Below are 24,690 nucleotides of genomic sequence, written 5' to 3'. Positions count from 1 at the left end.
AGCGGAAATTTTTATCTGCTACCATCATGAATATTATCAGGGATTATAGGAGTATCTGTTGATGTCGACGAGTCTGACCTACTGTTATTTGCCGAATGAAATCCATAAGTGGCCGGGCCTTCCTCTTTCCCTGAGCGGTGATGAAGTGATGCCGCTGGACTACCGGGCGGGTGACAGCGGCTGGCTGCTGTACGGACGCGGGCTGGATAAGGCGCGGATCAGCGATTTCCAGCACCGTCTGGGTGCGGCAATTGTGGTGGTCTCGTCATGGCGGATTGATGACTATCAGGTGGTGCGGATTGCGGGCAGTCTGACCGGGCGCATCAAGCGGGTGGCGGATGAGTTTCAGATGGATGTCGTGCCGCTGGGTAATATCCCGAAACTGCGCTCCCCCGGATTACTGATGATGGATATGGATTCCACTGCGATCCAAATCGAATGTATCGATGAAATCGCCAGATTAGCCGGCGTCGGTGATGAAGTCGCGGAGGTGACGGAAAGAGCGATGCAGGGCGAACTGGATTTCAGCGAAAGCCTGAAAGCGCGTGTCGGCCTGCTGGCCGGGGCGGATGCCGCCATTTTACAGCAGGTGCTGGATACGCTGCCGCTGATGCCGGGGCTGACCAGCCTGGTGCGTAAACTCCAGGCGATGGACTGGCATGTCGCGATTGCTTCCGGCGGATTTACTTTCTACGCCAATCATTTAAAAGATTCTCTGCGCCTGATTGCCGTCTATGCCAATCAGCTGGAAATCAAAGACGGCAAACTGACCGGCAAAGTCAAAGGTCCGGTGGTGGATGCCAAATACAAAGCGCAGGCGCTGGTGAAACTGGCGGAATTTCTCAATATTCCTTTAGAGCAGACCGTGGCGATCGGTGATGGTGCCAATGACCTGAAAATGCTGAAAAAAGCCGGTCTCGGCATTGCCTTCCACGCCAAACCGAAAGTGTATGCACGGGCAAAAGTGGCTATCCGCCATGCCGACCTGATGGGGGTGATGTGCACCCTCAGTGGTGGTCTGAAACACGAAGAACGTTAATTTATCAGTTATTACGGGGTCACGAGTGGCAAAACCAGCAAAACGCGCCTTTGTCTGTAACGAGTGCGGGGCGGATTATCCCCGCTGGCAGGGGCAGTGCACCGCGTGTCAGGCGTGGAATACCATCACGGAAGTCCGGCTGGCTTCTGTCTCATCGTCTGCGGCACGCAATGATCGCCTCAGCGGCTATGCGGGGCAGAGCGGTGTCAGCAAAGTACAGAAGCTGTCGGAAATCAGTCTTGAGGAACTGCCGCGTTTCTCCACCGGTTTCAAAGAATTTGACCGTGTGCTGGGCGGCGGCGTGGTACCGGGCAGTGCCATTCTGATCGGCGGTAACCCGGGCGCCGGGAAAAGTACCCTGCTGTTACAGACCATGTGCCAGCTCGCCGCACAGATGAAAACCCTGTATGTCACGGGGGAGGAATCCTTACAGCAGGTGGCGATGCGGGCGCACCGCCTCGGGCTGCCGATGGACAATCTCAATATGCTGTCGGAAACGGCGATTGAGCAGATTTGCCTGATCGCAGAGCAGGAACAGCCGAAGCTGATGGTGATTGACTCCATCCAGGTGATGCACATGGCGGATATTCAGTCTTCGCCGGGCAGTGTGGCACAGGTACGCGAAACAGCTGCCTATCTGACCCGCTTTGCCAAAACCCGGGGTGTGGCGATCATTATGGTCGGCCACGTCACCAAAGACGGCTCTCTGGCAGGACCGAAGGTACTCGAGCACTGTATTGACTGCTCGGTCATGCTCGACGGCGAGGCCGATTCCCGTTTCCGCACACTGCGCAGCCATAAAAACCGCTTTGGTGCGGTGAATGAGCTGGGTGTGTTTGCCATGACGGAGCAGGGGCTGCGCGAGGTGAGCAACCCGTCCGCCATTTTCCTGAGCCGCGGGGATGAAATCACGTCCGGCAGTTCGGTGATGGTGGTCTGGGAAGGCACACGTCCGCTGCTGGTGGAAATCCAGGCGCTGGTGGATCACTCCATGATGTCGAATCCGCGCCGTGTGGCGGTCGGGCTGGAGCAGAACCGGCTGGCTATCCTGCTGGCGGTACTGCATCGTCACGGCGGATTGCAGATGTCGGATCAGGATGTGTTCGTCAACGTGGTCGGCGGGGTGAAAGTCACCGAAACCAGTGCGGATCTGGCGCTGCTGCTCTCGCTGGTCTCCAGTTTCCGTGACCGGCCGATCCCGCGTGATGTGGTGATCTTCGGTGAAGTCGGGCTGGCGGGGGAGATCCGTCCGGTGCCGAGCGGCCAGGAGCGGATCTCGGAAGCGGCCAAACACGGTTTTAAACGGGCGATTGTGCCGAATGCCAACCGCCCGAAAAACCCGCCACCGGGTATGCAGGTGTTCGGGGTGAAAAAACTGTCGGATGCCCTGTCTGTGCTGGATGAACTGGAATAAGTGAGGCAGAGAATGACCGATTTTTCCTATCTGAAACAAGCCATTAAACAGGCGGGTGTCACACTCCAGCAACTGGCGGATCAATGCGGGGTGACCAAAGGGTATCTCAGCCAGCTGATTAACAACAAAATCAAAAGTCCCGGCGGCCAGAAGCTGGCCGGACTGCACAGTGCGCTGGGGCTCGATTACCCGCTGAAGCAGAAAATTACCGGGGTGGTGTTCGGGAAATTTTACCCGCTGCACACCGGCCATATTTACCTGATCCAGCGGGCGTGCAGCCAGGTGGATGAGCTGCATGTGATCCTCTGTCACGACGAACCGCGTGATAAAGCGTTGTTTATCAACAGTTCGATGTCTCAGCAGCCGACCGTCAGTGATCGCCTGCGCTGGCTTCTGCAAACGTTTAAATATCAGAAAAATATCCGCATTCACTCATTTGATGAGCACGCTTATGATCCGTATCCGCACGGCTGGGAACACTGGAGTCAGGGGGTGTGTCAGTTTATGCGGGAAAAAGGGATCACGCCGGATTTTATCTATTCAGGCGAAAAAGCGGATGTGCCGCGTTACCGTGAATCGTTCGGCATTGAAACAGTGCTTATCGACCCGGAACGTACCTTTATGAATATCAGCGGGCGGCAGATCCGTCAGGCGCCGTTCCGCTACTGGGACTACATTCCGACAGAGGTCAAACCCTTCTTTGTGCGCACTGTGGCGGTGCTCGGCGGGGAATCCAGCGGTAAATCCACCCTCGTCAATAAACTGGCGAATATGTTCAATACCACCAGTGCCTGGGAATACGGACGCGATTATGTGTTTTCCCACCTGGGCGGTGATGAAATGGCGCTGCAATATTCCGACTATGACAAAATCGCGCTGGGTCATGCTCAGTATATTGATTTTGCAGTAAAATATGCCAATAAAGTTGCGTTTGTGGATACGGATTTTGTCACGACCCAGGCTTTCTGCAAACGGTATGAGGGTAAAGAGCATCCGTTTGTGCAGGCACTGATTGCGGAGTACCGCTTTGACCTGGTGATCCTGCTGGAAAATAACACGCCGTGGGTGGCTGACGGACTGCGCAGCCTCGGCAGTGACAATGACCGCAAAGCGTTTCAGGATCTGCTGATCGATATGCTGCGGGAAAACGGCATTAAGTTTGTCCATGTGACATCGGCGGATTACGATACCCGTTTTCTCGAGTGCGTCGAGCTGGTTCAGCGTCTGCTGATGCTGGATACCCCTGAAATTCGTGACGGGGATCAGCAAAAATAAAGAATGTTGTGAGAATCGAAAAATAATCAGGTAATTTCCGTGAGAAATTATTTTTCTCTTCTATACTGAAAGAACAAGGACAACACACAGCGTCCGACAGAATTCAGGGCAACAAAGGGAGGAAAGATGAAGAGTAAAGGATCCCTTTACTGATGGTGTTAACTGATTGATTTATTTGTCAGTTTCAAGTGTTATGAAAGCGGTAAGTATGAAGTAGTAAGTCAGCTTCGGTTGTACCTTAAGTACCAGGTTCAATGTAATACCCGTAACAAAAGACACTCTTTTATCCATCCATCCAACCAAAAAATGCCGCGCGGTCCCTCACCACGCGGCATTTTCCGTTATATGGCCTATTTGGTCATACGTTTGTACTTGATGCGGTGCGGCTCCAGTGCGGCCTCGCCGAGAGTCCGTTTCTTGTAATCTTCATATTCACTGAAGTTACCTTCGAAGAACTCCACTTTGCCCTCATCCTGATAGTCGATGATATGGGTGGCGATACGGTCAAGGAACCAGCGGTCATGGGAAATGACCATGGCGCAGCCCGGGAATTCCAGCAGGGCGTTTTCCAGTGCACGCAGGGTTTCGATATCCAGGTCGTTGGTTGGTTCATCGAGCAGCAGCATGTTGCCGCCGACCTGCAGCAGTTTGGCCAGATGCAGACGGCCGCGCTCACCACCGGATAACTCACCGACACGTTTGCCCTGGTCAACGCCTTTGAAGTTAAAGCGTCCGACATAAGCACGGCTCGGGATCTCAGTGGTGCCGATACGCATGATATCCTGCCCGCCGGACACTTCTTCCCAGACGGTTTTCTTATCATCCATGGCATCACGGAACTGATCAACAGACGCGATAGTCACGGTATCACCGAGAGTGATAGTACCGGAATCCGGCTGTTCTTTGCCGCTGATCATACGGAACAGGGTGGATTTACCCGCGCCGTTCGGCCCGATAATCCCGACAATCGCCCCTTTCGGCAGCGAGAAACTCAGGTTATCGATCAGGGTACGGCCATCATAGGATTTGGTCAGGTTTTCCACTTCCAGAACTTTGTCACCCAGACGCGGGCCAGGCGGAATAAAGAGTTCGTTGGTCTCATTACGTTTCTGGTACTCGACGCTGTTCAGTTCCTCAAAGCGGGCCAGACGGGCCTTGCCTTTGGATTGACGACCCTTCGGATTCTGACGGATCCACTCCAGCTCTTTCTCGATAGACTTGCGGCGGGCAGCTTCAGAAGACGCTTCCTGTGCCAGACGGGCATCTTTCTGCTCCAGCCAGCTGGAGTAGTTTCCTTCCCACGGAATACCTTCACCGCGGTCAAGTTCGAGGATCCAGCCGGCGACGTTATCAAGGAAGTAACGGTCGTGGGTGATTGCCACAACGGTACCTTCGTAGTCGTGCAGGAAGCGTTCCAGCCAGGCGACAGATTCCGCATCCAGGTGGTTGGTCGGTTCGTCGAGCAGCAGCATATCCGGTTTTTCCAGCAGCAGGCGGCAGATAGCCACACGGCGGCGCTCACCCCCGGACAGATTACCGATTTTGGCATCCCAGGCCGGTAAACGCAGGGCATCTGCCGCACGTTCCAGCTGGTTATCCAGATTATGACCGTCATGAGACTGGATAATCGCTTCCAGCTCACCCTGCTCTTTGGCGAGTTTGTCAAAATCCGCATCCGGATCGGCGTACAGCGCGTACACTTCATCCAGACGGGTCAGGGCATTTTTCACTTCCGCAACCGCTTCTTCAACCGCTTCACGGACAGTGTGTTCCGGATTCAGTTTCGGTTCCTGCGGCAGATAGCCGATGTTCAGGCCGGGCTGCGGACGTGCTTCGCCCTCAATATCGGTATCCACACCTGCCATGATGCGCAGCAGGGTTGATTTACCGGCACCATTCAGGCCGAGAACACCGATTTTGGCGCCCGGGAAGAAACTCAGAGAGATATCTTTCAGTATATGACGCTTCGGCGGCACAATTTTGCCGACACGGTGCATCGAATAAACGTATTGAGCCAATGTAGTCTACCTTTTTTCGTTGATGGGGCATCTGCGGGGCATTATGACTAAGTTTTACGTTTAGTTAAAGCCACTCCGGTGTCAGTATTGCCCGGTTGCCGGCAGTGACCGGCGGGTACAGCAGATTCCCCATTCTAACACCGGCCTGCGTTATTCTCACGGTGATCGTGCCGTCGCCGGGATCCGTATCATGATGAACCCGGGGCCGGTGTGCTAACGGCCGCTGTAACCGGCCTCATAAGCAGCAATAATATTGTCTGTCAGCATTTTTTTCTGCCGGTCCGTGCGGTCACTTTCATTTACTTTCTCAGTATGTACTTTTGGTGAAATAAACTGTGTTGTCCCGGTCATACGGCTCAAAAATTCGTTACTTCTGAAATAACTAATTCGCTCTTTATATTGTTGCGGTGTTATTCCGTCTTTTTTATCTTTTATACCGGCATCATAGAATTGTTTAAAAAACGGCGTCATAAGTTTAACGGAGCCATTTATATGAGTCTGAAAGTTAGGGTCAGAATCCTGCGCGGCCTGCTGGTAGACATAGTGTCGGGTGATTTTCTCATAGGCGGTCTGCTGTGATGCACATGCTGTCAGAGCAAATAATGCAGAGATGATTATTATGTTTTTTATATTATTCATAATGTATTACGTCCTTTACGGTTATCAGTAAACCGGATGTGGTGTAAAAATATGAGAATATTTTTAATGGAAACCGGAAATACAGCAAGTGATGTACATCATATATTTTATGATTTCTGTCTGTAATCTGGAAAATAAAAATACTTCAAAAATATAACTATCTGATTAATTAAAATAGCGTGTTTATCCCGGAGCAAGGGGTAAAAAAAAGACGACCGGAGTCGTCTGAAATGTGTTCACTACTTATAGAGTTATTGGTAGTGCTCAGGATCCCGCTTACGGCGGTAGCCGGTTTCCTGAAGTGTTATCATTATAATTTTAAATTTAACTTTACTATATAGTAAGAATGATGAGTGCACCAGACGATATCACTGCATCCTGTTTAATAAACCATCATTTACGGTAAAGGGAATGCACAATAAGAATAATCAGACATATATTCTGAATAATATAATTTCCGGTATCTGGTTATGCGGTACAACGGTATGATTTGTGTCTGCGTGACAGGGCACTTACACTGTGTATCAGGGTCTGAGGTATTGTGCAGATAAACGGTAATGAAGGAGACAGGAGCAGATCATGAGGAAATGTATATGGCCGGGCGTGGCAGCCCTCAGCATGCTGATGTTTTCAGCACTGGCGTCAGCGGATTCACTGAGTGAGCAGCGTCAGCGCTATCAGGATGTCAAATCTGCCTGGGATGCCAATAATATGGCGGAAGTGGAACGCCTGATGCCGTCACTGCGGGACTATCCGCTCTATCCTTATCTGGAATACCGTGAGCTGACACAGGACATGAGCCTGCTGACAGCAGGTCAGGTGAAAAATTTTACGGATACCCATCTGAATCTGCCGTCAGCGGCAAGTCTGAAAAATAAATTTATCAGTGAGCTGGCCAAACGTAATGACTGGCAGGGGCTGGTCAGCTACAGCACGACTGTACCAAAACCGGTCAGTGCGAAGTGTGACTATTACTATGCCAACTGGCAGACCGGAAACCGTCAGGTGGCGCTGGACGGGGCGAAATCAGTCTGGCTGGCGGGAAATTCCCTGCCGTCCTCCTGCGATAAGTTATTTGATGTCTGGGATCAGTCCGGCGGACTGACACCGGAACGTGTTCTTGAACGCATCAGCCTGGCGCTGAAAAACGGCAACACCTCTCTGGTCAGTTATCTGGCAAAACGCCTGCCTGCCTCTTATCAGACCATCAGCAATGGTGTGATTAACTTACAGAAAAACCCGGCATCGGTGGTGACATTTGCCCAATTGAGCCCGACGGATTTCACCCGTCAGGCCACAATTTCCGCTTTCTCCGCTTATGCCCGCAAATCACCGGATGCGGCACGGGCTGACCTGAACAGTGTGGCGCGCGCCCAGAAAATGAATGACAGCGAGCGTCAGCAACTGAAAGATGCTGTCGCGTGGCAGTATATGGGGAGCGACGTGACAGATGAGCAGGCTGCCTGGCGTGATGAGGTGATTCAGGAAACCGATTCTGTCACCCTGCGCGAGCGCCGTGTGCGTCTGGCGCTGAGTAACGCGGATGACCGTGATCTGGATCGCTGGCTGACCCGGTTACCGGCGGATGCTCAGCAGAAAGAGGAATGGCAGTACTGGCGCGCCGTATTGCTGGAAAAAGGCGGCAATAAAGCGGCAGCAGATGCCATTCTGGAAAAAATCACTCAGGGTCGCGGGTTCTATCCGATGGTGGCGGCACAGCGTCTGGGTAAACCGTATATCATGATGATCAATGCGGCGGATAAACCGGACAACAGCATCAGCAATCTGCCGGAAATTCAGCGTATCCGTGAGCTGCTGTACTGGCAGATGGAAGGGCTGGCCCGCACCGAGTGGCTGAATCTGGTGGACAGCCAGACACCGGCGCGCAAAGCACAGCTGGCGCGTTATGCGCTGGAGCAGGGCTGGGCGGATCTGAGTGTGCAGGCGACGATCAACGGCAAGCTGTGGGATCATCTGGAAGAGCGCTTCCCGCTGGCCTGGCAGAGTGAGTTTGATGAGTTCACTCAGAATAAAAATATCAGCAAAAGCTATGCGATGGCGATAGCCCGTCAGGAAAGTGCCTGGAACCCGCAGGCGCGTTCGCCGGTCGGCGCAACGGGGCTGATGCAGCTGATGCCGGCAACGGCAACCCAGACGGTCCGCGACAATGGTATTGCGGATTACAGCAATAGTGCGCAGCTGGTTAATCCGCGCAAAAATATTGAGATAGGCACCGCGTATCTCAACGGCGTGTATAACCAGTTCGGTCAGAACCGGATCCTGGCGAGTGCCGCGTATAACGCAGGCCCGAACCGTGTGACCCGCTGGCTGAGCAACAGCGGCGGACGGCTCGATGCGGTTGCCTTCGTGGAAACTATTCCGTTTGCGGAAACCCGGGGTTATGTGAAGAATGTGCTGGCGTTTGATGTCTTTTATCAGAACTTCCTGAAAGGGCAGCGCCCGGCGGATGTGCTGACACCTTCCGAACAATCAATGCGTTACTGATCATCCCCCTCCGGCCCGGTTCAGCAGAAGACAGCTGTACCGGGCTTGTGTTATCCTAGGTGTACTAGTTAACGGGTACTTTTTGTACTCCCGATCCTATGGGGTGACATATGACGACAGACCAACTTCAGGACAGCGACTGGCAGCGCTTTGTCAGCCTGCTGCGCAATGCCTATTCACAGGATATTGAATCCCACCTTTTTCAGCTGCTTTTTACCCCGGATGAGCGCACAGCGCTGGGCACACGCGTGCGGATCGTCGAGGAACTGCTGCGCGGTAAGATGAGTCAGCGTGAGCTGAAAAGTGAGCTGGGGGTCGGCATTGCGACCATCACCCGCGGCTCCAACAGCCTGAAATATGCCCCGGAAGAGGTGAAAGCATGGCTGGAGCAGGAACTCCTCAGCGGCAAAAAATAACTCAGCTGTTCTGCCGCCGGTATGTTGTCAGAGAAATACCTGTTTCCCGTCTGAAATAGCGGCACAGGTAGGACGGGTCATCAAAGTGCAGTTTATCTGCGATCTGCTCCACTGACAGCGTGCTGTAACGCAGGAGTGTCTTGATTTCAGGGATAACCCGGCGGTTGATCAGTGACTTGGGCGAGTGATTGAAAAACGTTCCGGTCAGCTGTGACAGATAAAACGGCGTGATATTTAACCGCCGTGCATAGTACTGCACATCCCTGTGTTCCCGGCTGTGGCGGCAGATAAGTTCCCAGAACTGCCAGCACAGCGTCTCTTTCCGGCTGTACTTCTGTATGGCGGCCGGGGCATCCGGCGGCATTCTTTCCGCTATCCGCAAAAACAGATTCTGTAAATGATTACGCTGCATGATATGCCGGTAAACCGGGCTGTTGCGGGTGATATCCTGCATTTGTGCCAGCCACATTGTCAGCAGCGATTTTTCTTCCGGCAGCGGAATGCAGCGGGGATATTCATGCAGAAACAGAAACAGCGGGTTCGGCAGGACATAGGCGATTTCGGCAGAGAAGGAGGCCGGGATCAGACAAAAAAACACACGGAATCCCCGTGAGCGCTTTTTCAGCAGCGCGATCGTATCTTCCGCCAGCACCAGAATATCCCCCGCCCGTACAGGCTGAGATTTAAAGTTCAGTGACATATGCGCGTATCCCGCCCGGCAGATCATCAGGGTGAGATACGCATTTCCGAAGGTCAGCGGTACGCCGTTGTGATCGGCCAGTGTGCTTTCCCCTGTCAGTAATGTGTCTGTTTCTTCCGTCAGCACCGGAATCTGATCTGTCAGTGTAATATCGTGAGTTGCCATTTTTGCCGTCCTGAAGCAGATATCAGAGGAAATTTATCACAATAGTTTTCAAAAGTACCGAAAGTGCGGAGGTTTGTTGCTTACCGCCGGTCTGCCGTCAGGCTACACTTCCCGTCATCACAGAGAGAGCCGCTGAGGCTGAATGTATAACTGAAGTAAGGTAAGCAGTATGAAATTAGAAACAGAACGTATGATTCTGCGCCCGTGGGCAGAAACCGATGCCGCCGATTTATATGAAGTGGCGAAAGATGACCGCGTCGGCCCGATTGCCGGCTGGCCGCCGCACAGTTGCGCTGAGGAAAGTGCCGATATTATCCGCACCGTTTTTAACCTTGATGAGGTCTATGCCACTGAACTGAAAGCGAACGGACGGGCTGTGGGCTGTATCGGGATCCTGATCGGTGAAAACAGCAACTTTGACATCAGTCAGCGGGAAGGGGAAATCGCCTACTGGATTGGTGTGCCGTACCAGGGACAGGGTCTGATCCCGGAAGCGGTCAGGGAAGTGATGCGCCATGCATTTGAAACACTGGAGCTGGATGCACTGTGGTGCGGCTATTTTGAAAACAATGAACAGTCACACCGCGCCCAGGCCAAATGCGGATTCCGTCATCATCATACCGAAGAGAATAAATTCAATCAGTTCCTGAATGATTACCGGACTGAACATATCAGCCGCATTACGCGGGAAGAGTGGCTGGCACAGCAGTAAATGTGCCGGGAAGGTCACCGGGCCGGTGAGTACCGGTCCGGTTTTTCAGATCAGGATTCTTTGGTGTTCAGGGATTTATAAATTTCATGCTGGATAGGCACCAGCGCCAGGATAATTGCCTGCTCATAGACACTGGTGCGGGTCAGCGCGCCGCCGGTGAAGAAACCGATCGCTCCGCCTTTCTGTTTGATATCTTCCACCCCGGTCAGGTCGGCCATTTCATCACCCAGTTCGCGGCCTTCGCGGATCCCCGCGAGAATTTTTTCCGGCAGCATCAGGCTGGCAGAACGGGATTCCCCGCGCAGCTGACGGTGCTCGATAACAATCCAGGCAAAGGTCATATCGCCTTCAATACCCGCCTCAACACCAACCCAAAAATCCGCTTCCGGTCTGACCTGACGGGCCGCATTGACGCGCTGGCGGGCACCGGTACGGGTTTCTGTGTTCCCGATAGGCTGCTGCGGCACACTGCTGTCCACATTGACATCTTCAATATCAAAATTGCCGTTACCCAGTACCACTTCAAAAGCGGAACGGATAGCCTGAATTTTGGCCGGATTAGTCGTTGCTGCGATAATATGAAACATGATAATTAAACTATCCACGTAATTATGTTTGCCGCAGTATAGCGAATATTGACGGCTTTCCGCAGATTTTTTTAGACGGTGCCGTGCGGTGAAAGAGTTTCAGGGATAAAGCGTGATCCCGGGAATGTTTTTACGGTATGGTAGCGGGGTAATCAGACTTTCACACAGTAAAAGCAGAGATTGATAGTTATGTCACAGGTATTTCTTGTCCGTCACGGCGAAACTGAATGGAACGTTCAGCGCCGTATCCAGGGTCATTCTGACAGCCCGTTAACACAAAGTGGTATCGATCAGGCGAAGCAGGTTGCCGCGCGTCTGAAAAATGAAGGGATCACCCATATTATTGCCAGTGATCTGGGCCGCACACAGCAGACCGCGAAACTGATCGCAGAAGCCTGCGGTTGTGAGATTATTGCGGATCCGCGTCTGCGTGAGCTCAATATGGGCGTGCTGGAAAAACGTCAGATCCATACCCTGACCGCAGAAGAAGAGGGCTGGCGTAAAAGTCTGCTTAACGGCGCGGAAGACGGGCGTATCCCGGAAGGGGAATCTCTCGCGGAGCTGGAAAGCCGGATGCGGGCGGCGCTGGAGAGCACGCTGGATCTGCCGGAGGGCAGCAAAGTTCTGCTGGTCAGTCACGGTATTGCGCTGGGATGCCTGATTGGCTCTGTGCTGGGGCTGCCGGCGTATGCGGAGCGCCGTCTGCGTCTGCGCAACTGTTCGTTATCCGTTCTGGAGTATCAGGAAAGCCCGTGGCTGGCGGATGGCTGGGTAGTTGAAACGGCCGGTGACACCACACATCTGAGTCTTCCGGCGCTGGATGAAGTGCAGCGCTGAGTAAACCGGTGAATCAGACACCGCCCGGGTGAACAAGACACCACCGGCGGCGGTGTTTGTTCTGCGGGAAGGCTGTTACTGCGCGTCACGTCTGACAGGAATGTAGTATTTAAATTCCTCGATGTGATGGCGCGGATCAGTCTCATCCACATCAGCCGCATCCGGATAGCGGATGTCGGTTCCCTTTCTCAGTTTATAGCTCTCAATATCGTAACCACGGCGGCGGGTGATCCCCAGTCGCGGCACACACTGGCCGTAAATCGTGAACAGGAATTCCTGCATCGCACCGCGGTAAGGAATGCCGCTGAAGGTGAAGCAGAGATATTCGCCACCGGGCATTTCCACCTCGTGAACATTTTCCTCAGTGGTAAAGGCAGCAAATTCCTTCGCCACGGCAGTGGTGTAATGGACTGTCTGCTCATCTTCTTTGTCCGGATTACGGGTAGTGCTGTAAAGCCCGTAAACATAGTCCGGGATAGTTTTCGCCACAGAAATATGATGCAGCCAGAACTCCTGGCGCATGTGGGTACACGCGGTTGCCCAGTCTTCCAGACGATGTGAACAGCTGTTCTCTATACCGGTGACTGTGCGCGGCGGCAGCGTGACAAACTCGTGCTCCGGCATCGGCACATCATCAAGCAGAATGGCGGAGCAGATTCCGTCAGAGCACCATTCGTCAAGACGGCGGTACAGCGCAGGTGTTTTATTAAACTGTTTCTTGAATGCGCGGGTAAAGGTTTGCTGTGAATCGAAACGATACTGTAATGCGATATCTAAAATAGGACGGGCAGTCAGCCGCAGTGCAATGGCTGCGCGTGACAAACGGCGGGCGCGGATGTAAGCGCCGATGGCCTCACCGGTAACGTCCTTGAACATACGTTGTAAATGCCACTTGGAGTAGCCTGCCTTCGCAGCGACGTTATCGAGGGAAAGTGGCTGATCTAAATGCTCATCTAACCAACGGAGTAAATCGCGAATGATGCTGGTCTGATCCATACATCTCCCTTATTGGATTGATGAAGTTCTGAAAGAGATATAACGAATTTATATTCTAACCTGAGTGATTATCAACGGGATAATCATTTACCAATTCTTACTTTTGGCCGGAAAAAATGTTTTAAGAACAGGGCGACTATCATAAACTGGTAACATGGATTATCTTTAAAATCATACAATTTTCAAATGATTTTCTTGGGCTATTAAGATTATGAATCAGACTCGCCGGTCTATACTGGGAATTATCACAGCTATTTCATTGAGTTCGTTATCCTTTTTGAGCCATGGTGAAGAAATCGGCTCTGTGGACACCGTGTTCAAAATTCTGGGGCCGGACCACAAGATTGTGGTGGAAGCCTTTGATGATCCGGATGTGGAAAATATCACCTGTTACCTGAGCCGGGCAAAAACCGGCGGGATCTCGGGTGGGCTGGGTCTGGCGGAGGATACATCTGATGCCGCGATTTCCTGTCAGCAGGTCGGGCCGGTCACAGTCAGTGATAAAGTGAAAAAAGGCCGCAAAGATAAAGGCCAGGTGGTGTTCCAGAAGCGGACATCCATGGTATTCAAGAAGTTACAGGTGGTTCGTTTCTATGATGAGAAGCGTCACGCGCTGATTTATCTGACCTATTCGGATAAAGTGGTCGACGGCTCGCCGAAGAATGCGCTGAGCGCGGTGCCGATCATTCCGTGGAACAAATAACCGGATAACAGCAACAACAAATCCCCGGTGGTGCCAGGCATCACCGGGGATTTCGTATATATGTTACCGCAGCGGAAGATTACTCTTCGAGATCGCCGCAGAACCGGTAACCTTCGCCGTGAATGGTGGCGATGATTTCCGGAGTATCCGGTGTGGACTCGAAATGCTTGCGGATACGGCGGATGGTGACATCCACTGTACGGTCATGCGGTTTCAGTTCACGGCCGGTCATTTTCTTCAGCAGTTCAGCGCGGGTCTGAATCTTGCCCGGATTCTCACAGAAGTGCAGCATTGCACGGAACTCACTGCGCGGCAGCTTGTACTGCTCGCCGGTTGGTCCGATTAATGAGCGGCTGTTGATATCCAGTTCCCAGCCGTTGAACTTGTAACTTTCCACACTGCGGCGCTCTTCGCTGCCACCGGCCAGATTCATGGTCCGTGACAGTAAGTTGCGTGCGCGGATAGTCAGTTCACGCGGGTTAAACGGCTTGGTGATGTAGTCATCAGCACCGATTTCCAGACCGAGGATTTTATCCACTTCATTATCACGGCCGGTTAAGAACATCAGTGCCACGTTTGCCTGTTCGCGGAGCTCACGCGCCAGCAACAGACCATTTTTTCCCGGGAGGTTGATGTCCATGATAACCAAATTGATATCATGGTCTGACAGCACATTGTGCATCTCTGCACCGTCAGTGGCTTCATGTACCACGTAACCCTCTGCTTCAAAAATACTTTTCAGGGTGTTACGGGTGACGATCTCATCTTCAACAATTAAAATATGCGGGGTTTGCATAGTCGCTACCTAAATTACTTAGAATAATAAGAAATCTGATTATCTGCCCGTGTAACCTGTGCCGGTATCGTTGTGGTTATGTCCGGCACATCACCACAGACAGAAAAAAATCTTGTTCAGACCGCATTTTAACAATCACTCAACTCAGAACGTAAGGAATTGAAACGATTCGTACCAATATTAGTCTATTAACACCAATATAACAGCAACCCAATCATTTACCATCCGGAAATCTAACCTTTGTTGATACATATCAAAATCAATTGTAGCACGTTAACACAATTTTCAATTGTTAATTGCCGGTTTTAATGATTGTCAAATAAATAGAAATACAATGTTAAGCATTATATCTGACTTGTCTGATTATTGTACATTTTTCTGCCGGGTAAACAGCGAAAAACGCAACCTGCATGATAAAAGTGAAAAAATACAGAAACTCCTGGTTCTGTAAAATTAAATGCCGGTTGATGAGATGATAACCGCGTTAATTTGCCGTAATTTCTTTTTATTCTGATATGTGATCAGATTCAAATTGTCTGATTCTGCGGGCAAATCTGAAGAATAATTTGACATCAACCTGCCTTTCCTTTAACCGTAATAGGGTTAACCAGACAAATGACAGACAGGAACCCCATGCGTAATCACAGCCTGACCATGATTATTATTACCACCACCACCATTACCACCGGCGGTGCGGGCTGACGCATATCTGAAATCACGAAAAAAGCCCGCACAATGACTGTGCGGGCTTTTTTTTTGGACTAAAAACGGCAGGAGCAGGTGACACATGCGTGTACTTAAATTTGGCGGCACATCCGTGGCAAACGCGGATCGTATACTGAACATCGCAGGAATCGCGGAGAAAAAACTCGCGCAGGGACAGCTCGCCATGGTGCTTTCCGCACCGGCGAAAATCACTAATTACTTAGTGGCGATGGTGGAGCAGACCGTCAGCGGGCAGGAAGCAAACACCCTGGTACACGATGCCGCCGCGATTCTCGGGGCGATTCTGGACGGGCTGCGCGATGCGGTACCGGGCTTTGAATATGACCGGCTGAAGCATGAAACAGAGCAGGAAATCAGCCGGATCCGCCGGGTACTGCACGGTGTGTCACTGCTGGGGCAGTGTCCGGACGGCATCAACGCCAATATGATCAGCTGCGGCGAGCGTTTTTCCATTGCGGTGATGGCATCACTGCTGAAAGCCCGCGGCCATAAAGTGACAGTGATTGACCCGGTGGCCAGTCTGCTGGCGTTTGGTGGTTATCTGGAATCCACCGTTGATATTAATGAGTCAACAAAACGTATTGCAGCGCTGAATATTCCGTCTGACCACATCATTCTGATGGCGGGATTCACCGCCGGTAATGAAAACGGTGAGCTGGTGGTGCTGGGGCGTAACGGTTCTGACTATTCTGCGGCGGTACTGGCAGCGTGTCTGCGTGCCTCCTGCTGTGAGATCTGGACTGACGTGGACGGCGTGTATACCTGTGACCCGCGTTTGGTGCCGGATGCCCGTCTGCTGAAAGGCATGTCGTATCAGGAGGCGATGGAACTCTCCTATTTCGGGGCAAAAGTCCTGCACCCGCGTACTATCGCGCCGATTGCCCAGTTTCAGATCCCGTGTCTGATTAAAAACACCCTCAATCCGGACGCGCCGGGCACGCTGATCGGCGACGGCCAGCGTGATGACAGCCTGCCGGTGAAAGGGATCACCAATCTGAATAATATGGCGATGTTCAACGTCTCCGGCCCGGGCATGAAAGGGATGGTCGGGATGGCGGCGCGGGTGTTTACGGTGATGTCACGGCGTAATATCTCTGTCGTGCTGATTACACAGTCATCTTCCGAATACAGCATCAGTTTTTGTGTGGCGCAGAAAGATAAGGCCCGCACTCAGCAGGCACTGGAAGAAGAGTTCTATCTGGAGCTGAAAGAGGGCGTGCTCGACCCGCTGGATGTGCTGGATAACCTGGCGATTGTCTCCGTGGTCGGGGACGGTATGCGGACACTCAAAGGCATTTCCGCGCGGTTCTTCTCGGCACTGACGCGCGCCAACATCAATATTATCGCGATCGCGCAGGGCTCATCCGAACGTTCCATTTCTGCGGTGGTGGATAATGATCTCGCGGCCACCGGTGTGCGTCTGTGTCACCAGATGCTGTTTAACACTGACCGCATTGTGGAGGTGTTTGTGGTGGGTACCGGCGGGGTCGGCAGTGCGCTGCTGGAGCAAATCCGCCGCCAGCAGGCGTGGCTGAAAGCCCGGAGTATCGATCTGCGCGTGTGCGGTATCGCCAACTCAAAAGCGATGCTGACTAATATGCGCGGCATTGATTTACAGGACTGGCGTCAGTCGCTGGCGCAGGCCAAAGAGCCGTTCAGCCTCAGCCGTCTGATCCGCCTGGAAAAAGAATATCACTTCCTTAATCCGGTGATTGTGGACTGTACGTCGAATGAGGAAATCGCCCTGCAATATGCGGATTTCCTGAAGGACGGTTTCAACGTGGTGACGCCGAACAAAAAAGCCAACACCCTGTCGATGGATTATTACCATGAACTGCGCAGTGCGGCGGCGGCATCAAAACGTCAGTTCCGTTATGACACCAACGTCGGTGCCGGACTGCCGGTGATCGAAAACCTGCAAAACCTGCTCAATGCGGGGGATGAACTGGTGCAGTTCAGCGGTATTCTGTCCGGTTCGCTCTCCTTTATTTTCGGTATGCTGGATGAAGGGATGTCGCTGTCTGAGGCAACAGCTGCGGCGAAAGCCAAAGGCTTTACCGAGCCGGATCCGCGTGATGATCTCTCCGGGATGGATGTGGCGCGTAAGCTGCTGATCCTGGCCCGTGAAGCGGGGCTTTCCCTTGAATTATCCGATATTGAGGTGGATTCCGTGCTGCCGCCGGATTTCGATGCTTCCGGCGATGTGAATACCTTTATGGCGAATCTGCCGTCACTGGATGCGGCCTTTGCCGCGCGTGTGGCGAAAGCCGCAGAAGCAGGCCGCGTTTTGCGTTATGTTGGCATCATTGATCACGGCCGCTGTCAGGTGAAAATCACAGAGGCAGACGGTAACGATCCGCTGTATAAAGTGAAAAACGGCGAGAACGCCCTGGCGTTTTATACCCGCTACTATCAGCCTATCCCGCTGGTACTGCGCGGTTACGGCGCGGGGAATGATGTGACAGCGGCAGGGGTGTTTGCGGATGTGCTGCGGACAATGTCATGGAAACTGGGAGTGTAAAACGTGATAAAAATTTATGCACCGGCGTCAATCGGGAATGTGAGTGTGGGGTTTGATGTGCTGGGTGCGGCAGTGTCTCCGGTCAGCGGGGCACTGCTCGGCGACTGTGTGTCCATCGCGAAGGCAGAGACGTTTTCACTCAGAAACCGCGGGCGTTTTGCCGGGAAACTGCCGGTGAATCCGAAGCACAATATTGTGTATCAGTGCCGTGAACGGTTCAGTGAGATCATTCATGATGATCTGCCGGTCGCCATGGTGCTGGAAAAAAATATGCCGGTGGGCTCGGGGCTGGGCTCCAGCGCCTGCTCGGTGGTGGCTGCGCTGGTGGCGCTGAATGAGTACACCGGCAGGCCGCTGGATGAAATGACGCTGCTGCGCCTGATGGGGGAGATGGAAGGGCGCATCTCCGGCAGTGTGCATTATGACAATGTCGCCCCCTGCTTCCTTGGCGGATTGCAGCTCAATATTGAAACCGGCGACAGCGTCAGCCAGGCAGTACCTGGGTTTGAACACTGGTACTGGGTAATGGCGTATCCGGGCATCAAAGTCTCCACGGCGCAGGCACGGGCGATTTTACCGGCGACCTACTCACGGGCGGATATTGTCAGCCACGGCCGCAACCTGGCCGGATTCATCCACGCCTGTCACACCGGACAGGCTGACCTGGCGGCGGCGATGATCCGTGATGTGGTGGCAGAGCCGTACCGCCGTGAATTATTACCGAATTTTGATGCGGTCCGTGAGCAGGTGCTTGCACGCGGCGCGAAGGCATGCGGCATCTCCGGCTCGGGTCCGACCCTGTTTGCGGTCTGTGACAGCAAATCAGCGGCAGATCAGGTGGCGGATGTCTTTAACACACAGTATTTGCAGAACAGCGAAGGGTTTGTCCATCTGTGCCGTCTCGATCTCAAAGGCGCACGTCAGATAAGTGCATAAAGGTAAAAAATGGAACTGTACAATTTAAAAGATGAGAGTGAAAAAGTCAGTTTTGCACAGGCGGTAAAACAGGGGCTGGGACGCGGACAGGGGCTGTTCTTCCCGCGTGAGATTCCGTTTTTTGAGCAGGCGGAAATGGATAAGCTGCTGGCGATGGATTTTGTCAGCCGCAGCACCGCCATTCTGCATGCCCTGATTGGTGATGAGCTCCCGGAAGCTGAGCTGGCAGCGCGTGTCCGTGCCGCCTTTGCCTTCCCGGCACCGCTGAACCCGGTGGAGCCGGATGTGGCCTGTCTGGAGTTGTTTCACGGCCCGACCCTGGCATTCAAAGATTTCGGCGGACGTTTTATGGCACAGGCGCTGGCCGCGGTTGCCGGTGACAAACCCGTCACTATTCTGACCGCGACTTCCGGGGATACCGGTGCTGCCGTCGCACACGCCTTTTACGGCCTGAAAAATGTGCAGGTGGTGATCCTCTATCCGCAGGGAAAAATCAGTCCGTTACAGGAAAAACTGTTCTGTACCCTCGGCGGTAATATTCACACCGTGGCGGTGCAGGATGATTTCGATGCCTGTCAGGCGCTGGTGAAACAGGCATTTGACGATGAGGAACTGAAGCAGACGCTGCATCTGAACTCGGCAAACTCTATTAATATCAGCCGTCTGCTGGCACAAATCTGTTATTACTTTGAAGCGGTGGCACAGGTTCCGGCGGAAAAACGCGGTGAACTGGTGTTCTCGGTGCCGAGCGGCAACTTCGGTGACCTGACCGCCGGGGTGCTGGCGAAAGCGATGGGGCTGCCGGTGAAACGCTTTATCGCCGCGACCAATGCCAACGACACGGTACCGCGCTATCTGGCGGACGGACAGTGGAAACCGGCGGCGACGGTGGCAACGTTATCCAATGCCATGGATGTCAGCCAGCCGAATAACTGGCCGCGTATTGAGGCGCTGTTTGCGCGCGAAGGCTGGTCTCTGAAGGATCTGCGTTCCGGTGCGGTAAGTGATGACGAAACCCGCGAAACGATGCGCGATCTGGCTGCGAAAGGTTATATTTCCGAGCCGCATGCCGCGATTGCTTATCGCCAGCTGCGCAGTGACTTGCAGCCCGGTGAGTACGGTATTTTCCTCGGCACGGCGCATCCGGCAAAATTCCTGGAGAGTGTGGAAGCGATTCTGGGCAGTAAACTGCCGTTACCGGCTGAACTGGCGGAGCGGGCTGATTTACCACTGCTGTCAGCCGTGTTACCAGCGGATTTCGCGGCGCTGCGGGACTATATGCTGAAGACGGTGAAGCCGTAATTTCTTATCAATCAGCGATAGCGAGATGATAACGGGTAAGAGAACAAAAAGCATACTGCGCCATGGATGGCGCAGCTGAATTATCCGGCGGTTATGCTGCGTGGTGTTCTGAACGTGTAAACACCAGTTCCCGCTCACCGGACTGACTCTCATCAAAACGGTAACCGTCGAGGTTAAAGCCGGTCAGCTGAGACGGCTGTGTCAGGCGGTTCTGAATAATAAACCGGCTCATCAGGCCGCGTGCTTTCTTAGCATAGAAACTGATCACTTTATATTTGCCGTTTTTCTCATCGAGGAAAACCGGTTTGATAATCACCGCATTCAGTTTCTCCGGCTTCACCGCTTTAAAGTATTCATCAGAGGCCAGATTGACCAGTACATTATCACCCTGTGCGGCCAGTGCCTGATTGAGATTGTCCGTAATAATATCCCCCCAGAACGCATACAGATCTTTGCCGCGCGGATTGGCGAGTTTCGTCCCCATCTCCAGACGGTAAGGCTGCATCAGATCCAGCGGGCGCAGCACGCCGTACAGGCCGGAAAGCATACGCAGATGCTGCTGGGCGAAATCAAAATCGGCTTCACTGAAGGTTTCCGCCTGCATCCCGGTATACACATCCCCTTTAAATGCCAGAATAGCCTGACGGGCATTGTCCGGCGTGAAATCCGGCTGCCACTCCCCGAAACGGGCGGCATTCAGACCCGCCAGTTTATCACTGATATGCATCAGCGAGCCGATATCCGCCGGGGTCAGTTTGCGGCAGGTTTCCATCAGGGCTTCTGATTGTGCCAGCAGCTCAGGCTGAGTATGGCGTTCAGTGGCTAACGGGCTGTCATAGTCGAGGGTTTTGGCAGGGGAAATAGTCAGCAGCATGGTCGGCTCCGGTCTGATATTGTCATTATTAACGGTACTCTACCAAAAAAAAGCACAGAGCGGGCAAATCACTGTAATCGGTAATACATACAAAACAGGAGGCGTTCCGGATTACAGCGGAATAACGGCGGATCACCGGTGCGGCACCGGATTTTCCCTGCTTGCGCGGCGGGCTGTCCGTGATATTATCAGGTGCAGTTGCGGCATATTGCCATCTGTACTCGCCATACTTCAGAATGCCGGGGTGTTGACTACGCAAAGCCCGCCTGCAGGCATGCTGGATTATTCAGAGTATCTTCTGACATAAGATGAGAGACGAAAATGACCGATAAGTTAACTTCCCTGCGTAATCTGACCACGGTTGTGGCCGATACCGGTGACATCGAAGCGATGAAGCTTTACAAACCACAGGATGCCACCACCAACCCTTCTCTGATCCTCAATGCGGCGCAGATTCCGGAGTACCGTAAGTTAATTGATGATGCGGTGACCTGGGCGCGTGCACAGAGCGATTCACGTGAACAGCAGATTATCGATGCCGGTGACAAACTGGCGGTGAATATCGGTCTGGAGATCCTGAAACTGATTCCGGGTCGCATTTCCACAGAAGTGGATGCCCGTCTCTCTTATGACACTCAGGCGAGTATCGCGAAAGCAAAACGTCTCATCAAACTGTATAACGATGCCGGCATCAGCAACGATCGTATCCTGATCAAACTGGCTTCCACCTGGCAGGGTATCCGCGCGGCGGAACAGCTGGAAAAAGAAGGCATCAACTGTAACCTGACACTGCTGTTCTCCTTTGCTCAGGCGCGTGCCTGTGCGGAAGCAGGTGTATATCTGATTTCTCCGTTCGTTGGCCGTATCCTCGACTGGTACAAAGCAAACAGTGACAAGAAAGAGTTCGCACCGGCAGAAGATCCGGGCGTGATTTCAGTGACTGAAATCTACAACTACTACAAAGAGCACGGCTACAAAACCGTGGTTATGGGCGCAAGCTTCCGTAACTCAGGTGAAATCCTGGAACTGGCCGGTTGTGACCGCCTGACTATCGCCCCTGCACTGCTGAAAGAGCTGTCAGAAGCGACCGGTGCGGTTGAACGCAAACTGGAATACAAAGGCGAAGTGAAAGCGCGTCCTGCACCGCTGACAGAAGCTGAGTTCTACTGGGGCCACCACAGTGACGCTATGGCAACCGAGAAACTGGCGGACGGTATCCGTAAGTTTGCGGTAGACCAGGGCAAACTGGAAAAAATGATCGCCGATCTGCTGTAATCGTTATAATACAGTCAGATATAAAAGGCAGCCGGCAGGCTGCCTTTTTTGTTTCCGGCGGCAATGCTATGCTGTGCCCCGGAGTCAAAATGACGTTGAGGTGACTATGAACAATGTGTTGCGCATCGGTCTTGTCTCGGTTTCTGACCGCGCATCCGGTGGTATTTATGAAGATAAAGGCATTCCGGCCTTACAGGCATGGCTGGAAAAAACTATCACCACGCCTTTTCAGACAGAAACCCGCCTGATCCCGGATGAAGAAGCGATGATCAGCCAGACGCTGTGTGAGCTGGTGGATGAATTCGGCTGCCATCTGGTGCTGACAACCGGCGGAACCGGCCCGGCGCGGCGTGATGTGACTCCGGACGCAACACTGGCGGTGGCGGATCGCGAAATGCCGGGTTTCGGCGAGCAGATGCGTCAGATCAGCCTGAAATTTGTGCCGACGGCAATCTTATCCCGCCAGGTGGGCGTGATCCGCAATCAGTCACTGATCCTCAATCTGCCGGGGCAGCCGAAAGCTATCGCTGAGACCCTGGAAGGGCTGAAAGATGAAAACGGCAAAGTAATGGTTTCCGGTATTTTTGCAAGTGTACCGTATTGTATACAGTTGCTCGACGGGCCTTACATCGAAACTGACCCTGAAATTGTCGCGGCGTTTCGCCCTAAATCAGCAATAAAGCCGCAGTAATGCTGCGTTTTCAGCATAAAATAAAAAACATTCCCCCGGACACCTTTCTTGTCCTATGATGCGGTTATCCACTTATGTAAAGTAAAGATAACAGCAATGTAAAGACAGGAAAGGTGAACCCATGGCACAGACCATTCCCCGGACACTCAACCGGCAGGACTATAAAACACTCTCTCTCGCGGCTCTGGGCGGCGCACTCGAATTCTACGATTTTATTATTTTCATCTTTTTTGCCGTCACTATCGGCAAACTGTTTTTCCCGCCTGACATCCCTGCGTGGCTGGTGCAGATGCAGACTTTCGGGATCTTTGCTGCCGGTTATCTGGTACGCCCGCTGGGCGGTATTGTGATGGCACACTTCGGTGACCTGGTCGGGCGCAAGAAAATGTTTTCCCTCAGTATTCTGCTGATGGCGGTGCCGACACTCTGTATCGGCCTGCTGCCGACTTATGAATCTATCGGCATTGCCGCGCCGTTACTGCTTTTATTAATGCGGGTAATGCAGGGGGCGGCTATCGGCGGGGAAGTGCCTGGTGCCTGGGTATTTGTCTCCGAGCATGTGCCGAAGCATCGTATCGGCATTGCCTGCGGCACACTGACAGCAGGGCTGACGGTTGGTATCCTGCTCGGCTCGCTGGTGGCCATGATGATGGCGACACTCTTTACTGAAGCGCAGCAGCTTGCCTGGGGCTGGCGTGTGCCGTTCTTCCTCGGGGGGATTTTCGGGTTTGTGGCACTGTATCTGCGCCGCTGGCTGGCGGAAACGCCAATCTTTCAGGAGATGAAACAGCAAAAAGCACTGGCGAAAGAGTTGCCGCTGAAAACCGTGGTGGTGAATCACAAAGAAGCGATTGTGATCTCCATGCTGCTGACCTGGCTGCTCTCCGCCGGGGTTGTGGTGGTGATCCTGCTGACACCGGCGTATTTGCAGACAGAGTTCGGCCTGGCAAAAGCGGTGGTTTCAGTCGCCAATATGACCGCGATTCTGGCGCTGTGCGCGGGGTGTCTGGTGGCGGGTTATCTGTGTGACAAACTGGGCGCCTCTGTGGTCTTTACCTTCGGCAGCCTGCTGCTGGCGGTCTGCACCGGCTATTTTTACCTGACCGCCGGTGAGCCGGGTACGCCGCTGTCGCTGACCTACGGACTGGCCGGATTCAGTGTCGGCGTGGTGGGCGCGGTACCGTTTGTGATGGTGAACAGTTATCCGGCGGAGATCCGCTTCAGCGGTATTTCGTTCTCCTACAACCTTTCTTATGCCATTTTCGGCGGACTGACGCCGGTGGTGGTCACGCTGTTCCTGAAATGGACCCCGCTGGCACCGGCGTATTACATGCTGGGGCTTTCACTGATCGGCCTGCTGCTGGGACTGTATATGGGGAAAGCGGCGGTGCGTCAGCGGATGATGGTGTTCAGCTCCTGATAACCCCCTGCATTGTGTTGTGTGAATGCCGTGCTGATATGACTGTCAGCGCGGCATTTTTCAGTGTTTCATCATTTTCTTTTAAATAATCTGTTTTTTTTTCATTTTCCCCTTGATGAATGCATTTATGGCCCCATCTACTT

The 24,690-nt window shown here is 53.0% G+C and carries 21 protein-coding genes and 1 other annotated feature; of the genes, 14 read left to right on the top strand and 7 right to left on the bottom strand.

Translation table 11 applies throughout. From position 1 onward, the window contains the following. The first annotated feature begins 61 nt into the window (after positions 1-61). The 3 genes from serB to nadR are packed head-to-tail and all read left to right on the top strand — an operon-like array spanning position 62 to position 3,728. Positions 62-1,039 carry a phosphoserine phosphatase gene (gene serB, locus GN208_RS04250; RefSeq protein WP_004242106.1) on the top strand — a complete coding sequence of 326 codons (978 nt, stop codon included), beginning with the start codon at positions 62-64 and terminating at the stop codon, positions 1,037-1,039. Between the two features lie 25 nt (positions 1,040-1,064). After that, positions 1,065-2,453: a DNA repair protein RadA gene (gene radA / locus GN208_RS04245; RefSeq protein ID WP_015422438.1), complete on the top strand. Its 1,389-nt coding sequence runs from the start codon at positions 1,065-1,067 to the stop codon at positions 2,451-2,453. A gap of 12 nt (positions 2,454-2,465) precedes the next feature. Next, positions 2,466-3,728: a multifunctional transcriptional regulator/nicotinamide-nucleotide adenylyltransferase/ribosylnicotinamide kinase NadR gene (nadR, locus tag GN208_RS04240; RefSeq protein WP_004237101.1), complete on the top strand. Its 1,263-nt coding sequence runs from the start codon at positions 2,466-2,468 to the stop codon at positions 3,726-3,728. A gap of 350 nt (positions 3,729-4,078) precedes the next feature. Here nadR and ettA read toward each other — a convergent pair whose 3' ends face one another. Both ettA and GN208_RS04230 read right to left on the bottom strand, forming a co-directional pair. Beyond that, positions 4,079-5,746 carry an energy-dependent translational throttle protein EttA gene (gene ettA, locus GN208_RS04235; RefSeq protein WP_032099035.1) on the bottom strand — a complete coding sequence of 556 codons (1,668 nt, stop codon included), beginning with the start codon at positions 5,744-5,746 and terminating at the stop codon, positions 4,079-4,081. Positions 5,747-5,959: 213 nt separating this feature from the next. Continuing rightward, a complete protein-coding gene (locus GN208_RS04230; protein ID WP_004237103.1) occupies positions 5,960-6,385 on the bottom strand; it encodes an Exc2 family lipoprotein in 426 nt (141 codons plus the stop codon). Between the two features lie 579 nt (positions 6,386-6,964). Here GN208_RS04230 and sltY point away from each other — a divergent pair. Continuing rightward, a complete protein-coding gene (gene sltY / locus GN208_RS04225; RefSeq protein WP_015422439.1) occupies positions 6,965-8,890 on the top strand; it encodes a murein transglycosylase in 1,926 nt (641 codons plus the stop codon). Between the two features lie 110 nt (positions 8,891-9,000). After that, positions 9,001-9,306 (top strand): trp operon repressor, encoded by a 306-nt coding sequence (gene trpR, locus GN208_RS04220; RefSeq protein ID WP_004237105.1) that lies wholly within the window; start codon positions 9,001-9,003, stop codon positions 9,304-9,306. 1 nt (position 9,307) lies between these two features. On the opposite strand, the gene GN208_RS04215 is transcribed toward trpR, so the two are convergent. Next, on the bottom strand, positions 9,308-10,171 hold the full coding sequence (locus GN208_RS04215; protein ID WP_004237106.1) for a helix-turn-helix domain-containing protein: 864 nt from the start codon (positions 10,169-10,171) through the stop codon (positions 9,308-9,310). Positions 10,172-10,340: 169 nt separating this feature from the next. Between GN208_RS04215 and GN208_RS04210 the strand changes: the two genes are divergently transcribed. Further along, positions 10,341-10,883, top strand: a complete 543-nt coding sequence (locus tag GN208_RS04210; RefSeq protein WP_004237107.1) for a GNAT family N-acetyltransferase — start codon at positions 10,341-10,343, stop codon at positions 10,881-10,883. 50 nt (positions 10,884-10,933) lie between these two features. Here GN208_RS04210 and yjjX read toward each other — a convergent pair whose 3' ends face one another. Further along, positions 10,934-11,470, bottom strand: a complete 537-nt coding sequence (gene yjjX / locus GN208_RS04205; protein ID WP_004237108.1) for an inosine/xanthosine triphosphatase — start codon at positions 11,468-11,470, stop codon at positions 10,934-10,936. A gap of 189 nt (positions 11,471-11,659) precedes the next feature. Here yjjX and gpmB point away from each other — a divergent pair, with 189 nt between their 5' ends. After that, positions 11,660-12,307 (top strand): 2,3-diphosphoglycerate-dependent phosphoglycerate mutase GpmB, encoded by a 648-nt coding sequence (gpmB, locus tag GN208_RS04200; RefSeq protein ID WP_004237109.1) that lies wholly within the window; start codon positions 11,660-11,662, stop codon positions 12,305-12,307. 75 nt (positions 12,308-12,382) lie between these two features. Here gpmB and robA read toward each other — a convergent pair whose 3' ends face one another. Further along, entirely contained in the window at positions 12,383-13,303 is a 921-nt protein-coding gene (gene robA / locus GN208_RS04195; RefSeq protein ID WP_004242113.1) for an MDR efflux pump AcrAB transcriptional activator RobA, read from the bottom strand. Between the two features lie 211 nt (positions 13,304-13,514). Between robA and creA the strand changes: the two genes are divergently transcribed. Next, complete coding sequence (creA, locus tag GN208_RS04190) at positions 13,515-14,006, top strand: protein CreA (protein ID WP_015422440.1); 492 nt, start codon at positions 13,515-13,517, stop codon at positions 14,004-14,006. Positions 14,007-14,085: 79 nt separating this feature from the next. Here the strand turns inward: creA and arcA are convergent, their stop codons facing one another. Beyond that, a complete protein-coding gene (arcA, locus tag GN208_RS04185) occupies positions 14,086-14,802 on the bottom strand; it encodes a two-component system response regulator ArcA (protein ID WP_004237112.1) in 717 nt (238 codons plus the stop codon). A gap of 640 nt (positions 14,803-15,442) precedes the next feature. After that, positions 15,443-15,560 (top strand) — a sequence feature (Thr leader region). A gap of 29 nt (positions 15,561-15,589) precedes the next feature. Between arcA and thrA the strand changes: the two genes are divergently transcribed. From thrA to thrC, 3 genes are read left to right on the top strand one after another with little or no spacing between them, the layout of a single operon-like run. Beyond that, positions 15,590-18,049, top strand: coding sequence for a bifunctional aspartate kinase/homoserine dehydrogenase I (thrA, locus tag GN208_RS04180; protein WP_004237113.1), 2,460 nt, complete (start codon positions 15,590-15,592; stop codon positions 18,047-18,049). A gap of 3 nt (positions 18,050-18,052) precedes the next feature. Next, positions 18,053-18,985, top strand: a complete 933-nt coding sequence (thrB, locus tag GN208_RS04175) for a homoserine kinase (RefSeq protein ID WP_004242121.1) — start codon at positions 18,053-18,055, stop codon at positions 18,983-18,985. A gap of 9 nt (positions 18,986-18,994) precedes the next feature. Beyond that, a complete protein-coding gene (gene thrC / locus GN208_RS04170; RefSeq protein WP_004237115.1) occupies positions 18,995-20,287 on the top strand; it encodes a threonine synthase in 1,293 nt (430 codons plus the stop codon). 91 nt (positions 20,288-20,378) lie between these two features. Here thrC and yaaA read toward each other — a convergent pair whose 3' ends face one another. Continuing rightward, entirely contained in the window at positions 20,379-21,161 is a 783-nt protein-coding gene (gene yaaA / locus GN208_RS04165) for a peroxide stress protein YaaA (protein ID WP_004237116.1), read from the bottom strand. Between the two features lie 321 nt (positions 21,162-21,482). Here yaaA and tal point away from each other — a divergent pair, with 321 nt between their 5' ends. From tal to GN208_RS04150, 3 genes are all read left to right on the top strand, one after another. Further along, the gene (gene tal, locus GN208_RS04160) at positions 21,483-22,436 is read left to right on the top strand and encodes a transaldolase (protein WP_004237118.1); all 954 of its coding nucleotides are present in this window, start codon (positions 21,483-21,485) and stop codon (positions 22,434-22,436) included. 106 nt (positions 22,437-22,542) lie between these two features. Beyond that, complete coding sequence (gene mog / locus GN208_RS04155) at positions 22,543-23,127, top strand: molybdopterin adenylyltransferase (RefSeq protein WP_004237119.1); 585 nt, start codon at positions 22,543-22,545, stop codon at positions 23,125-23,127. Between the two features lie 121 nt (positions 23,128-23,248). After that, a complete protein-coding gene (locus tag GN208_RS04150; RefSeq protein WP_004237120.1) occupies positions 23,249-24,547 on the top strand; it encodes an MFS transporter in 1,299 nt (432 codons plus the stop codon). Positions 24,548-24,690: the final 143 nt, after the last annotated feature.

This window comes from Morganella sp. HSTU-ASny43, from assembly GCF_022819185.1.
GTDB lineage: Bacteria > Pseudomonadota > Gammaproteobacteria > Enterobacterales > Enterobacteriaceae > Morganella > Morganella morganii.
Note: the sequence above shows the minus strand (reverse complement) of the source record. Positions and strands in the feature narration are given on the sequence as shown.

Bases quoted from the DNA above. Each gene is read 5' to 3' on its own strand.
- yjjX (WP_004237108.1), bottom strand. From the start codon at position 11,470: ATGTTTCATATTATCGCAGCAACGACTAATCCGGCCAAAATTCAGGCT.
- mog (WP_004237119.1), top strand. From the start codon at position 22,543: ATGAACAATGTGTTGCGCATCGGTCTTGTCTCGGTTTCTGACCGCGCA.
- GN208_RS04230 (WP_004237103.1), bottom strand. From the start codon at position 6,385: ATGAATAATATAAAAAACATAATAATCATCTCTGCATTATTTGCTCTG.
- nadR (WP_004237101.1), top strand. From the start codon at position 2,466: ATGACCGATTTTTCCTATCTGAAACAAGCCATTAAACAGGCGGGTGTC.
- GN208_RS04210 (WP_004237107.1), top strand. From the start codon at position 10,341: ATGAAATTAGAAACAGAACGTATGATTCTGCGCCCGTGGGCAGAAACC.
- thrC (WP_004237115.1), top strand. From the start codon at position 18,995: ATGGAACTGTACAATTTAAAAGATGAGAGTGAAAAAGTCAGTTTTGCA.
- arcA (WP_004237112.1), bottom strand. From the start codon at position 14,802: ATGCAAACCCCGCATATTTTAATTGTTGAAGATGAGATCGTCACCCGT.
- gpmB (WP_004237109.1), top strand. From the start codon at position 11,660: ATGTCACAGGTATTTCTTGTCCGTCACGGCGAAACTGAATGGAACGTT.
- sltY (WP_015422439.1), top strand. From the start codon at position 6,965: ATGAGGAAATGTATATGGCCGGGCGTGGCAGCCCTCAGCATGCTGATG.
- tal (WP_004237118.1), top strand. From the start codon at position 21,483: ATGACCGATAAGTTAACTTCCCTGCGTAATCTGACCACGGTTGTGGCC.
- GN208_RS04150 (WP_004237120.1), top strand. From the start codon at position 23,249: ATGGCACAGACCATTCCCCGGACACTCAACCGGCAGGACTATAAAACA.
- trpR (WP_004237105.1), top strand. From the start codon at position 9,001: ATGACGACAGACCAACTTCAGGACAGCGACTGGCAGCGCTTTGTCAGC.
- creA (WP_015422440.1), top strand. From the start codon at position 13,515: ATGAATCAGACTCGCCGGTCTATACTGGGAATTATCACAGCTATTTCA.
- thrA (WP_004237113.1), top strand. From the start codon at position 15,590: ATGCGTGTACTTAAATTTGGCGGCACATCCGTGGCAAACGCGGATCGT.
- serB (WP_004242106.1), top strand. From the start codon at position 62: ATGTCGACGAGTCTGACCTACTGTTATTTGCCGAATGAAATCCATAAG.
- robA (WP_004242113.1), bottom strand. From the start codon at position 13,303: ATGGATCAGACCAGCATCATTCGCGATTTACTCCGTTGGTTAGATGAG.
- yaaA (WP_004237116.1), bottom strand. From the start codon at position 21,161: ATGCTGCTGACTATTTCCCCTGCCAAAACCCTCGACTATGACAGCCCG.
- GN208_RS04215 (WP_004237106.1), bottom strand. From the start codon at position 10,171: ATGGCAACTCACGATATTACACTGACAGATCAGATTCCGGTGCTGACG.